The 12,657-nt window shown below is 70.7% G+C and carries 11 protein-coding genes; 10 read left to right on the forward strand and 1 reads right to left on the reverse strand.

What is annotated here, in order from left to right; genetic code table 11:
* Positions 1-13: 13 nt before the first annotated feature.
* The 9 genes from CHC09_RS10200 (at position 14) to CHC09_RS10240 (ending at position 9,549) form a co-directional block, all read left to right on the forward strand.
* A complete protein-coding gene (locus CHC09_RS10200) occupies positions 14-370 on the forward strand; it encodes a hypothetical protein (RefSeq protein ID WP_089292798.1) in 357 nt (118 codons plus the stop codon).
* 93 nt (positions 371-463) lie between these two features.
* On the forward strand, positions 464-1,660 hold the full coding sequence (locus CHC09_RS10205) for a PP2C family protein-serine/threonine phosphatase (protein ID WP_089292799.1): 1,197 nt from the start codon (positions 464-466) through the stop codon (positions 1,658-1,660).
* Positions 1,657-3,249, forward strand: coding sequence for a sensor histidine kinase (locus CHC09_RS10210; protein ID WP_089292800.1), 1,593 nt, complete (start codon positions 1,657-1,659; stop codon positions 3,247-3,249). Before CHC09_RS10205 ends, CHC09_RS10210 begins: the two co-directional genes overlap by 4 nt.
* On the forward strand, positions 3,246-3,698 hold the full coding sequence (locus CHC09_RS10215) for a response regulator (protein ID WP_179277026.1): 453 nt from the start codon (positions 3,246-3,248) through the stop codon (positions 3,696-3,698). The genes CHC09_RS10210 and CHC09_RS10215 overlap by 4 nt, the downstream gene beginning before the upstream one ends.
* Positions 3,691-4,509 carry an inositol monophosphatase family protein gene (locus CHC09_RS10220; RefSeq protein ID WP_089292801.1) on the forward strand — a complete coding sequence of 273 codons (819 nt, stop codon included), beginning with the start codon at positions 3,691-3,693 and terminating at the stop codon, positions 4,507-4,509. The genes CHC09_RS10215 and CHC09_RS10220 overlap by 8 nt, the downstream gene beginning before the upstream one ends.
* A gap of 66 nt (positions 4,510-4,575) precedes the next feature.
* Complete coding sequence (locus CHC09_RS10225) at positions 4,576-5,349, forward strand: SDR family NAD(P)-dependent oxidoreductase (protein ID WP_089292802.1); 774 nt, start codon at positions 4,576-4,578, stop codon at positions 5,347-5,349.
* Positions 5,350-5,412: 63 nt separating this feature from the next.
* Complete coding sequence (locus CHC09_RS10230; protein WP_089292803.1) at positions 5,413-6,423, forward strand: coiled-coil domain-containing protein; 1,011 nt, start codon at positions 5,413-5,415, stop codon at positions 6,421-6,423.
* 567 nt (positions 6,424-6,990) lie between these two features.
* Positions 6,991-8,787, forward strand: a complete 1,797-nt coding sequence (locus tag CHC09_RS10235) for a serine/threonine-protein kinase (protein ID WP_089292804.1) — start codon at positions 6,991-6,993, stop codon at positions 8,785-8,787.
* Between the two features lie 36 nt (positions 8,788-8,823).
* Positions 8,824-9,549: an SDR family NAD(P)-dependent oxidoreductase gene (locus tag CHC09_RS10240; protein ID WP_089292805.1), complete on the forward strand. Its 726-nt coding sequence runs from the start codon at positions 8,824-8,826 to the stop codon at positions 9,547-9,549.
* An 86-nt stretch (positions 9,550-9,635) separates the two neighbouring features.
* Here the strand turns inward: CHC09_RS10240 and CHC09_RS10245 are convergent, their stop codons facing one another.
* On the reverse strand, positions 9,636-10,034 hold the full coding sequence (locus CHC09_RS10245) for a hypothetical protein (protein ID WP_089292806.1): 399 nt from the start codon (positions 10,032-10,034) through the stop codon (positions 9,636-9,638).
* Positions 10,035-10,358: 324 nt separating this feature from the next.
* On the opposite strand from CHC09_RS10245, the gene CHC09_RS10250 reads away from it, so the two are divergent.
* Positions 10,359-12,485 (forward strand): RecQ family ATP-dependent DNA helicase, encoded by a 2,127-nt coding sequence (locus tag CHC09_RS10250; protein WP_089293178.1) that lies wholly within the window; start codon positions 10,359-10,361, stop codon positions 12,483-12,485.
* Positions 12,486-12,657 lie beyond the last annotated feature (172 nt).

A 12,657-nucleotide genomic window follows, 5' to 3' on the forward strand; every position in this document is an offset into this window, starting at 1 on the left:
TAGCGTTGTCGGAGTGACTACCTCGTTCGACCCGGCCGCCGTCATCGCGGAATTCATCGACGCGGTGGCCCCCTACGACCCGCAACCGGACTCCTCGCCGGTGGCGCTGCTCGGGCTGCGCACCGCGCTCGGTGATGAGACCTTCGCCCTGAGTGATCACGTGATCCGGGCGATGTGCCGGGCCCTGGCGTCCTATCGCGACCCGGAGGATCGCGGGGAGTGCGTCGCGTGCGGCGGTCGCCACCTGGACGAGAACCTGCGCTGCCAGGAGTGCGGACGGCTGCACGGCGTCCTCGGCCAGGTGATCGCCGATCATGTCCGCCGGGTGGCGGAGGCCGCCGAGGGCGGCGCTCCCAGCGGGTCGGCGTGAAGGGTGATCACTCCGGTGGTGACCGTTGTTGTGCCGCCGCGCCCGGTGGTACACGATTCCGAGGTCACCTCTGCGTGAAGTGGGGATTCTTAGATGATGGAGCGTTCGCTCGCATCCCGCACCTACGCGCTCGATCAGATGGAGCGGTTACGGGTTCTGCTGGTCGAGGACGACGAGGGCGACGCCTTCCTGGTCAGTGAGCTGCTCAGCGAGGCCGAGGCACCGTTCGAGCTGACCGTCGCCAGCAGCCTGCGCGAGGCTCGCGACCGGGTCGCCGACGCCGAGTGCGTCCTGCTCGACCTGGGCCTGCCGGACGCCGAGGGCATCGACGGGCTCCGCAAGCTGCTGGCCGTCGCCGGCCGCGCCGCGGTCTGCGTGCTGACCGGCCGCTCCGATGAGCACCTGGGGGTCCAGGCGGTCGCCGAGGGGGCCCAGGACTACCTGGTCAAGGGCCAGGTCGACGGCGTCTGGCTGGTCCGCGCGCTGCGTTACGCGGTCGAGCGGAAGCGGGCCGACGAGGCGGCCCGCCGGCTGCGCGAGGTGGAGCTGCGCCAGGCGGAGTCGGCCCGGCTGGAACGCGGTCTGCTGCCCAAGCCGCTGATGCAGACCACCGAGGTCCTGGTCGAGACGTTCTACCGGTCCGGGCGCGCGGCCGGCCTGCTCGGCGGTGACTTCTTCGACGTGGTGCAGATCGGGGACGACCGGCTGCACGTGATCGTCGGCGACGTCTGCGGGCACGGCGTGGACGAGGCCGCGCTCGGTGTCGAGCTCCGGGTCGCCTGGCGTGCGCTGGTCCTCGCCGGGGTTCCCGAGGAGAAGGTGCTCGCCTCGCTGGAACAGGTGCTGATGACCGAGCGGCGGGCGCGGGAGGTGTTCGCCACGGTCGCCTCGGCCACGATCGATCTGGCCGGCAACCGCGCGACGGTACGACTGGCCGGCCATCCGCCACCGATCGTGCTCACCGGCGGCCGCGCCGCGCCGGTGCGCGCGCGTACCGGGATCGTGCTCGGGGTACGTCCTACTCCCACACCGGCTACCGAGTTGGAGTTCCCCAGCGATGACTGGTCCCTGTTGATGTACACCGACGGCCTGATCGAGGGGCGTACCGGCGTCGGCGAGGAGCGCCTGGACGTCGACGGGCTCTGCGCTCTGCTGGCCGAGCCGGCCGCCCGCGAGGTCCCGCTGACCGAGCTGCCGGGCTGGCTGGTCGACCGGGCCGACCAGGACAACGGTGGCCCGCTCACCGACGACGTGGCGATGCTGCTGATTTCCCGGGGCGGTGGACGGTGAGCCTGCATCACTGGTCCCTTCGCGGGCGGATCGTCGCGCTCTGTGCCATGGTCGGCCTGATCCTCGTCGGCCTCGGCGTCTTTGCCGCGTTCACCGCCGCGGAGCACAACAACCAACTGGACGACGTGCTGAACCGGGCCGGCCCGATGCGTGCCGCAGGCGAGAGCCTCAGCACCGCGGTGGTGGACCAGGAGACCGGTGTTCGTGGCTACGCGATCACAGGCCGGGACGCGAACCTGGATCCGTACCGGCAGGGACGGAGCGACGAGGACGCTCAGATCAAGCGGATCGAGAGCCTGCTGAAGCCCGGCGACCAGGCGATCCGGGACTCGTTGGAACAGGTGAAGAACCGGATCGGCGCCTGGCACCGGGAGGTGGCCGAGCCGGTCATCGCGACGGTCCAGCGCGACGGTGTGCAGGCCGCCCAGGAGCAGATCGAGGCCGGCAGCACCACCCGGTTCGACGAGGTGCGTACCGCGATCGGTGAGATGCAGGGGCACATCCAGGTGCTTCGCGACAAAGGCGCGCAAGCCGCCAAGGACTCCAGTCAGACCATGGTGGCCATCGAGATCACCGCCGCGGCGATCGTCGTACTGACCGGCGTCTTCCTGCTGCTCCTGCTGGACCGGTTGATCACCCGCCCGATCCTGGACCTGGCCGGACAGGTGCGCCGGGTGGCGGCCGGCGACTACCAGCGGCACATCGAGAGCCGGTTCGGAGTGCCCGAGCTCGTCCGGCTGGCCGAGGACGTGGATCGGATGCGTCAGCAGATCGCGTCCGAGCTCGACGAGGTGCGGGACACCCGCCACCAGGTCGAATGGGTCAACCAGCAGCTGCAGAGCCAGACCGAGGAGCTCACCCGGTCGAACCGGGACCTGGAGCAGTTCGCCTACGTCGCCTCGCACGACCTGCAGGAGCCGCTGCGCAAGGTGGCCAGCTTCTGCCAGCTGTTGCAGCGCCGCTACGCGGGCCAACTGGACGAGCGCGCCGACCAGTACATCGGCTTCGCGGTGGACGGCGCGCAGCGCATGCAGCGGCTGATCAACGACCTGCTGGCGTTCTCCCGGATCGGTCGTCTGACCAGCGGTTTCACCGACGTCGACCTGAACAAGGTGCTGGGGGAGGTGCGGTCGCAGCTCGAGTCCCGGGCGGGCGCGGACGCCGAGATCAGCTGGTCCACCCTGCCCACTGTGGAGGGTGAGGAGCCGTTGCTCACCACGCTCTTCGTGAACCTGGTCGGCAACTCGTTGAAGTTCCGCCGGCCGGACGTGCCGCCCGAGGTTCGGATCAGTGCCGAGCGGGACGGCGACGAGTGGACGTTCAACGTGCGGGACAACGGCATCGGGATCGAGGCCGAGTTCGCCGACAAGGTCTTTCTGATCTTCCAGCGGCTGCACGCCCGGGACGCGTACGACGGCACCGGCATCGGACTCGCGATCGTCAAGAAGATCGTCGAATACCATGGCGGGCGGATCTGGCTGGACGTCGACGTCACTCCGGGTGCATCGATCTGGTTCACGCTGCCCGCGCTGATCGGCGCCGACGAGCCGGGCGAAGAACTTCAGACCCGAGAGGTGGTGGACGCGTGAGTATCGAACGGGAGAGTGGCACTCCGATCGAGGTCCTGTTGGTCGAGGACGATCCCGGTGACGTCCTGATGACTCAGGAGGCGTTCGAGGAGCACAAGGTCCGGAACCGGCTGAGTGTGGTGTCCGACGGCGCCGAGGCACTGGCGTACCTGCGCCGCGAGGGTCAGTACGCGGACGCGGTGCGCCCCGACCTGATCCTGCTCGACCTGAACCTGCCGCGGCGCGACGGCCGCGAGGTGCTCGCCGAGATCAAGAAGGACGAGGACCTGGGCCGGATCCCGGTGGTCGTGCTCACCACGTCGTCGGCCGACGAGGACATCCTGCGCAGCTACCAGTTGCACGCGAACGCGTACGTGACCAAGCCGGTGGACTTCGAGCGGTTCATCGCGGTGATCCGGCAGATCGACGAGTTCTTCGTCAGCGTCGTGAAGTTGCCGCCGCGTGCTTGATCAAGTTTCCGAACTGATCCGTGAGGTCGCGCAGACCGTCGTGCTGCCCCGTTTCCGGAGGCTGACCGCCGACGAGGTGTACCAGAAGTCACCCGGGGACATGGTCACCATCGCCGACCAGGAGTCGGAGCGGGCGCTGACCCGTGGGCTGACCGCCCTGCTGCCCGGCTCCGTGGTGGTCGGCGAGGAGGCGGTCGCGGCCGATCCAGCGGTCCGCGACCGGATCGGTGCGGGTGGTGCGGTATGGATCGTCGACCCGGTCGACGGCACCAACAACTTCGCCGCCGGACGGACGCCGTTCTGCGTGATGACCGCGCTGGTCCGGGACGGCGAGACGGTGGCGGCCTGGATCCTCGACGTGGTCGAGGACCGGCTGACGGTGGCCGAGCTAGGGGCCGGGGCGTTCCGGGACGGGGTCCGGCTCAAGGCTCGCGCCGACGCGCCGGCCGCCGCCGGGCTGCACGGCGTGATCTCCCGTAAATACCTGCCGGAGCAGCTGCGGAACCAGGTCGACGCGTACGGCGACGGGCTGGGCGGATACACCGGCGGGCGGCACTGTGCGGGGCACGAGTACCCGGCGATCGTCGCCGACGCGCAGCAGTTCGGGCTGTTCTGGCGGATCCTGCCGTGGGACCACGCGCCCGGCACGCTGATCGTCCGGGAGGCCGGTGGGGTCGCCCGGCATCTGGACGGCGCGGAGTACCGGCCGACGAACCGGCGCCGGGGCCTGCTGGTCGCGGCGAACGGGGAGATCTGGCAGGCCGTGCACAGCACCCTGTTTCCGGATGGACCGCCCGCCATTGAGGACTGATCGCTGGCGAGTGTCCGATATCACAGTGTGATTCGACGCGGTCGCTCGGCGATCTAGCGTGCGGGTATGACCTCGTACCTCGATGAGCTCTTCGGGTTGGGCGGGCGGACTGCGGTGGTGACCGGCGGCAGCTCCGGGATCGGCCGCGACATCGCCCTCGCCCTGGGGCGTGCCGGCGCCCGCGTCGTGCTGGTGGCCCGGCGCCCGGCGCCGATCGCCGAAGTGCTCGCGGAGCTGGAGAAATTCGGTGCCGAAGGCGGCGCGGTCACTGCGGACCTCGCGGATCGCGACGCGGTGCGAGCCGCGATCGCCGAAATCACTTCCGGGTACGGCGTTCCGGACATCTTGGTCAACTCGGCCGCCGTGAACCTGCGCCCGCCGCTCGACGAACTCACCGAGGAGGTCTGGGACATCACCCTGGCGGCGAACCTTACCTCCCCGTTCCTGCTCGGGCAGGCGTTCGGCCCGACGATGGCCCGCCGCGGCTGGGGCCGGATCATCAACATCGTCTCGCAGCAGGCGTTCCGGGCCTACGGCAACAGCGGGGCGTACGGTGCGGCCAAGGCTGGTCTGGTCGGCCTCACCCGCTCGCAGGCCGAGGCGTGGTCCCGGCACGGTGTCTGCTGCAACGCGATCGCGCCCGGAGTGGTGCACACCCCATTGACCGAACAGGTCTTCGCCGATCCCTCAAAAGTGTCCGCGCACGCCGGCCGGACCATGATCGGTCGGAACGGACTGCCAGAGGATTTCGCCGGATGTGCCGTTTTCCTGGCGAGCGGTGCGAGTCGAGCGGTAACCGGTCAGACACTCTTTGTAGACGGTGGATATTCGGCAACCTGATCGATCTTCTTCCCTCCAGGTCCGGCGCGGTAAAGTACCGGCGCTCCCGACTTGGAGGTTTCCGTGGCGGCCATCCCCCCGCGCCGGCGGACTGCTCTGTTCGCCCTCTTCACGACCGTGGTCGCGGCTGTTCTCGTAGTGTCCGGAACCCCGGCGTTCGCCGCCGATCCGGAAGGCGGGACCAAGAAGCTGCGGGCCAACCTCACGGCTGCCGCCAAGGGGTACGACCAGGCGAAGACGAAGCTGGCCGCCTCCAAGAAGCGGCAGACTCAGCTCGACGCGACGCTGAAGGCGGCACAGGGGCGGGTCGAGAGACTCACCAAGCGGGTCGCCGCCGTGGCCAACCGGTCCTATCAGCTGGGCCGGATGAGCACCGTCATGCTGCTGTTGAACAGCAGCTCGCCGGACAGTTTCGTCGAGCGGGTGCAGGGGCTCGACATGCTCGCCCAGGTGGACGGCAGCACACTCGCCTCCTACCAGGAGGACATCGACACCACCAAGAAGGCGCAGGTCGCACTGGCCGCCGAGGTCAACGAGCAGAAGCGCCAACTCCTGGTGATGGAGCGGAAGAAGAAGCAGGCCGAGGCCGCGCTCGCCGAGGTCGGCGGCGGGGCGGCCGGCGGATTCATCGACGCGTCCTCGCCGGCCGCCGCCGCGGCGCCGCGCAACTCCGACGGGTCATGGCCGACCGAGTCGTGCACGATCGACGACCCGACGTCGACCGGATGCATCACGCCGCGCATGCTGCACGCGTACCAGGAGGCTCGGGCGGACAGCTTCACGCACTACACGGTGTGTTGGAGCCAGCGGTCCTCGGGCGAGCATCCGAAGGGTCGGGCCTGCGACTTCTCGTCCAACGCCAGCACCTTCAAAGACGCGGCCGCTACCGGCAGTGACAAGGCGTATGGTGACCGACTCGCCGCGTACTTCGTGAAGAACGCGGACAGCCTCGGGGTGTTGTACGTGATCTGGTATCGCCAGATCTGGATGCCGAGCACCGGGTGGCGTGCCTACAGCGCCAGCGGCGGTCCGTCCGTGGTTCACACCAACCACGTACATCTCTCCATGATCTGACCTCCTTCTCGCCGAGGCCCGTCCCGTTCAGGGGCGGGCCTCGTGTGCTGTTCAGGGTGAATCCTGGGCGTCCACCTCGCCCAGAGACGCCGTCGAACGCGAGGCGGCCCGGCGGCAGGCGGGCAAGCGGCCCTGGCGGCGGGCGGTCCCGGCGGTGGGCGGCTCAGCGGCGGGCGTCCCGGCGGTGGGCGGCTCAGCGGCAGGCGGCCCCGGCGGCAGGCAGGCGGGCGGCCGCTTTGCGCAGGGGGAGGGGTGGCTGACTCCAGGTGGGCGGCCGTCTTGCCCGGACGGGCGAGCGGCCATCCTGCCCAAGGTCGAGGGCTGTCAAGCTCCTGTCCGACCCCGGGCTGACCGTCTGCATCGGTGGTGCCGGGGTTTCGGCAGACGACTTCGGCCCGGTAGCGCAGTTCCTTCCGAGGTGAGTTCAGTACCTCTGGCTCGGCCTGCCTTCGCCCTGGCTGAGGCGAGATTTGCCCTGTGGCCCGCTTTGAGTGGTCCGGGCCGCGAATCCGAGCGGTTTTCGGTGTGCGGCTCCGGTGGGCGAGCGACGCGGGCGAGAATCGGCGCATGGGGCGTACGGAGCGAAACGGTCAAGAGGGGCCGCTTCGCATCGCCGGGCGATATCGCCTCGTCGAGAAGCTCGGCATCGGTGGTATGTCGGTGGTCTGGCGTGGTTACGACGAGACGCTGGGTCGCGAGATCGCGGTCAAGGTGCTCTCCCCGCGACTGGCCACGGATCATGCCTTCCGCGACCGCCTGCGTCAGGAGGCGCTGGCCGCGGCCCGGCTCTGCCACCCGCACATCACCGGCGTCTACGACTTCGGTGAAGCTCTGCTCTCGGAGCATCTGACCGTCCCTTACGTGGTGATGGAACTGAACGATGGCGAGTCAGTCGGCGCCCGGATCGGCCGGCAGGGCTCGCTGGAGTGGCGGGAAGCCGTGATGGTCTGCGCCGAGGTCGCCTCCGCGCTGGCCACCGCGCACGCGCGCGGCGTCGTGCACCGTGATGTGACCCCGGCCAACGTGATGCTCACCGGAGCCGGCGCGAAGGTGGTCGACTTCGGCATCTCGGCGCTGGTCGGCCAGCGCGACGCCGGCCCGGACGGGAGTCTGCTCGGCACCCCCGCATACCTGGCTCCGGAACGCCTGGGCGGCGCGCAGGTCTCCCCGGCCACCGACGTGTACGCCCTCGGTCTGCTCCTCTACCGCGCGCTCACCGGGCGGATGCCCTGGCCCGCCGAGAACACCGCGGAAGCGCTCCGTGCCCACCTGTACGCCGACCCCGACCCGGTACCGCACTTCCCCGGGATGCCGGTCACGGTGGGCGACCTGTGCCTGCGCTGCCTGGCCAAGGATCCGGCCGACCGGCCGCCCGCCGCCGAGCTGGCCCGCGCGCTGGCGGCCACCGTCGGAGTACGCCCGATCATCCCGCCGCTCCGCCCCGGGGAACGGCCGTGGGCCCCAGCGGTGCGAACCGCGGCGGACGTCCCCAGCTCCACGGCCGAACGCGGGCGTCGCCTCGTGTGGCTGCCGAGCCCGCCAAGCCGCCAGGTTCGCAAGCTGCGGCTGCGCGCCGGCCTCAGAATCGGCGCCGCGCTGCGGATCGGTGAGGTGCGGCCGCTGGGCGGCGGCCTCTTCATCGGCACCCGGCGGCGGCGAGCCGGTGCGGCCGACGCCTGGATCCGCCGCGGCCATTTGACCCGCGACCGGCGTCGCTTGTCCGTGGTCGCCGCGTTGGCCTCCATGGTGCTGCTTGCCGGCAGCGCGTTGAGCTGGTCGGCCCGGCGTCAGCCCGCCGAGGCCGATCAGTCCAGTGCCTCCGCCGGCGGAACCGCCGCGGGTGGCGTCACTGCGCAACGGATCCGCTGCCAGGTCCGCTACCAGGTGCAACGCGACTCTGGCGGTTCCTTTGAAGCGCGGATGACGGTGCTCACCACGGGCGGGCCCGATGGCTGGTGGATCAATTTCACCTTCCCTGGCACGCAGCGGCTCGCCGGTGTGCCCCCGGCGGTCACCCAGCGCGGCCAGCACGTCATGGTGCACGGCCAGGGCCGGAGCCGGGTGCTCACCCTGCGCGGCGATTACCGTGACGGCAACCCGCTGCCGCTCTCCTTCGCCATGAACGGTCACCCGTGCCGGACCGAGGTGCTGGGCAGCATCAACGGCCCCGCGCCGGTGAAGGGCGACTCGGTGAGCGCCACCTCTGCGAAGGAGCGTCCCGGGCCGGACGAGGCGATCGGCAAGGCCAAGCGCCAGCCGTCGCGCCCGGGTGGTGCCGCGCGAGGCCGGGTCACGCCACCTCCGGTCGAGCGTTCCCCGGCCGTGCCGGCCAAGCCGAGTGGCGGTTTCTCGCTCGCACTCTGAGATCCGTGTCCTGGATTGCTGGATAGGGTCGAGGTCATGACAAGACTGGCTGTGGTCACCGGCGGAGGCACCGGGATCGGCAAGGCGACCGCCGGCATGCTGGCGGGCGAGGGCTTCGACGTGATCATCGTGGGACGCCGTCCCGAGGTGCTCGCCGACGCGGTGAAGTGGATCGGTCCGCAGGCCACCGCCGTGACGGCGGACGCCTCCGACCCGGCCCAGGTCCTCAAGGTCGTGGAGGCGGTGGCCGACCGTGCGGTGGATGTCCTGGTCAACAACGCTGGGGCCTATATCGACGGCGACGAGAGCACGCTCGACGCCGTGGCCGCACAGTGGCGGGCGAACTTCGACTCGAACGTGCTCACCGCCGTACTCATGACCACCGCACTGTTGCCGCGGCTCCGCCGGCCCGGCGGAAAGATCATCCTGACCAGCTCGATCGCGGCCCAGCGGGGCGGCGGCGGGCCCTACTCCGCGGCCAAGTCCGCCCTTCACGGGTATGCGATGAGCCTCGCCACCAGCCTCGGCGCGGAGGGGATCACGGCCAACGTGATCTCGCCCGGTTACGTCATCGACAGCGAGTTCTTCGGCGGCCGGATGACGCCCGAGGGGCATGCCGCCCGGGTCGCCACCACGCTGGTCAACCGGCCGGGCGAACCGCAGGAGATCGCCGAATCGGTGCGCTGGCTGGTCGGGCCGGGCGGCGGCTTTGTGACCGGCCAGATCATCAATGTCAACGGCGGCTCCGTCCTCGGCCACTGACCGCGCGACCCGGCTCGGCAGGGCTCTCCGCGGCCACCCGGTCCCGGCGGCTGGAACGACCGGCCGCCGGAGCGGGTGTCCGCGGGTCATCGGCCGCCTCCGGTGAATCGGCCCTCGCCCGGACGGTTCGGCCGGAAGCGCAGCCCGGACCAGCGATCGTCGATCGCCACCTGGCCGCATGGGCGCATGTCGAAATCGGCCACGATGGGCCACAGAGTGTCCCGGTTGATGTCCGCCTTGTTGCCCTTCGGATAGGCGATCCAGAACACGCCCGGCTTGTCCAGGTCGGCCCGGTGCTCGGTGAGCTGCTCACGCACGGCGGCGGCATTCTCGGCGAAGAGCACGGCGGTGCCGGCGGTGAGCAGCTCCGCGCTCTCCCGCACACCCTCCGGCATCGGGGTGAGCAGCGGGAGCAGGGCCGGCTGATTGACCCAGACGGTGGAGTTCGGCTTGATCAACAGCTTTTCGGCGATCGTTTTGCTCATGTCCTGACACTTCCATTCAGGAGTCGGTCCGGGTCGGAATCGCTGAAGCGGGGGCCGGCCGCCCGGCCGCCGGCCGGGCGGCCCTGGTGGCGGTCGGGCTCCGGTGCCGCGATCGGCCGGCCGGAGTCGCCGGCGCGGGCTCGGCCGGGGTGCTGTGCGCATGGCTTCCTCCCGTCGGTGTGGTTCGGGTGCCTCAGCAGCTTGGCTCGGTGCCGCGACCGTCGCTCGACTTTCTGTTCGGCCTGTGGACAACGGCGGACTGTGGATAACTCCGGTTCTGTCGGTGCGGGCTGATAGACATGCCGGGTGACCGAGACGACGCGGATGACGGCCGACGCTGCTGAGCGGGCGAGTGTGCGGGAGCGCGCCGAGGAGGTGTTGCGCCGGCTCGCCGGGGAGCACGCGAGACTGCGCGAGGATCAATGGCGCGCCATCGAGGCGCTCACCGTCGACCGTCGCCGGGTGCTCTGCGTGCAGCGCACCGGGTGGGGCAAGTCGGCGGTCTACTTCGTGGCCACCGCCCTGCTGCGGGCGGATGGCTCGGCCGGCCCCACGGTGATCGTGTCCCCGCTGCTCGCTCTGATGCGCAACCAGGTGGACGCGGCGGCCCGGGCCGGCATCCGGGCCCGCACGATCAACTCGGCGAACCTGGACGAGTGGACCGAGATCGAGCGGGAGATCCGGGCCGGCACCGTGGACGTGCTGCTGATCAGCCCCGAGCGGCTGAACAATCCCGATTTCCGTGACAACGTGCTGCCCGGCCTCGCGCACACCACCGGCCTGCTGGTGGTCGACGAGGCGCACTGCGTCTCCGACTGGGGTCACGACTTCCGGCCGGACTACCGGCGGTTGCGGACGTTCCTCGCCGGGCTCCCGGCCCGCACGCCGGTGCTCGCCACCACCGCGACCGCCAACGCCCGCGTGACCACCGACGTCGCCGATCAGCTCGGCGACGCGCTGGTGCTGCGCGGCACGCTCGACCGCGACTCGCTGCGCCTCGCGGTGCTGAACCTGCCCGACCCGACGCACCGGCTGGCGTGGCTCGCCGACCAGCTGGACCAGCTGCCCGGCTCCGGCATCATCTACACGCTGACCGTCGCGGGAGCCACCGAGACCGCCGACTTCCTGCGCTCACGTGGCTTCCCGGTCGCTTCGTACACGGGGCAGGTGGAGGACGCCGAGCGTCGCGCCGCCGAGCAGGACCTGCTCGACAACAAGATCAAGGCGCTGGTGGCGACGTCCGCGCTCGGTATGGGCTTCGACAAGCCGGACCTCGGCTTCGTCGTGCACCTGGGCGCGCCGAACTCGCCGATCGCGTATTACCAGCAGGTCGGCCGGGCTGGCCGGGCGGTCGAGCACGCCGAGGTCGTGTTGCTTCCCGGCCCGGAGGACGCGGCGATCTGGCGTTACTTCGCCTCCCTCGCCTTCCCTCCCGAGGAGCAGGTGCGTTCCGTGCTGGCCCAGCTCTCCGCCGAGCGGCCGATGTCCACTCAGGCCCTGGAGCCGCTGGTCGACCTGCGCCGCAATCGCCTGGAGCTGATGCTCAAGGTCCTCGACGTGGACGGCGTGGTGCGCCGCACCCGCGGCGGCTGGCTCGCCACCGGCGAACCGTGGACCTACGACACCGCACGGTTGCGACGCGTCGCCGAGGCACGCGACGCCGAGCAACAGACCATGATCAAGTATGCGGAGACGTCCACTTGCCGCATGGAGTTCCTCCGTCGCTGCCTGGACGATCCGGAGGCGGCGCCGTGCGGCCGGTGCGACAACTGTGCCGGGGCGCTCTTCGACACCGAGGTGTCGTCCGGCTCGCTGGCCGCGGCCGGGGCGTTCCTCGGGCGGCCCGGGGCGGAGATCGCACCGAAGAAGATGTGGCCGACCGGGATGGCCGCGGTCGGCATCTCGCTGAAGGGCAAGATCGGCCCGGCCGAGCAGATCGAGCCCGGCCGGGTGGTCGGTCGCCTGTCCGACCTGGGGTGGGGCACGCGGTTGCGCGGCGTGGTCGGCCCGGAGTCGCCCGACGCGCCGGTCCCGGCCGAGTTGGCGGGCGCGGTCATCGAAGTGCTCCGGGCGTGGGCGCGTGGCGACGATGCCTGGCTGCAGCGCCCGGTCGGCGTCGTGGCTGTCGGTTCACACCGTCATCCACAACTTGTCCACAGCCTGGCCGAGCACATCGCGACGGTCGGCCGGCTGCCTTTGCTCGGCGCGCTGCACTCGGCGCGGTCCAGCGCGGAGAGTTTCCGCGGCAACAGCGCCCAGCGGGTTCGCGCGCTGCATGACGCCTTTACCGTCCCGCCGGAGGTCGCGGCCGGCATCGAGGCCCATCCTGGCCCGCTGCTGCTAGTCGACGACCTGGTCGACTCCGGCTGGACGATGACGCTGGCCGGCCGTGCCCTTCGCCGAGCCGGTGCTGCGTCCATTCTCCCCTTGGCTCTTGCTGTGGCCGGTTGACCGGGAGAGCCCCGCCCGGGGTGGCCGGTTGACCGGGAGAGCCCCGCCCGGGGTGGCTGTCTGTCCGGGAGGGCCTGCCTTCGGGTGGCTGTCTGTCCGGGAGGGCCTGCCTTCGGGTGGCTGTCTGTCCGGGAGGGCCTGCCTTCGGGTGGCTGTCTGTCCGGGAGGGCCT

It is taken from the genome of Actinoplanes regularis (genome assembly GCF_900188005.1).
Lineage (GTDB): Bacteria > Actinomycetota > Actinomycetes > Mycobacteriales > Micromonosporaceae > Actinoplanes > Actinoplanes regularis.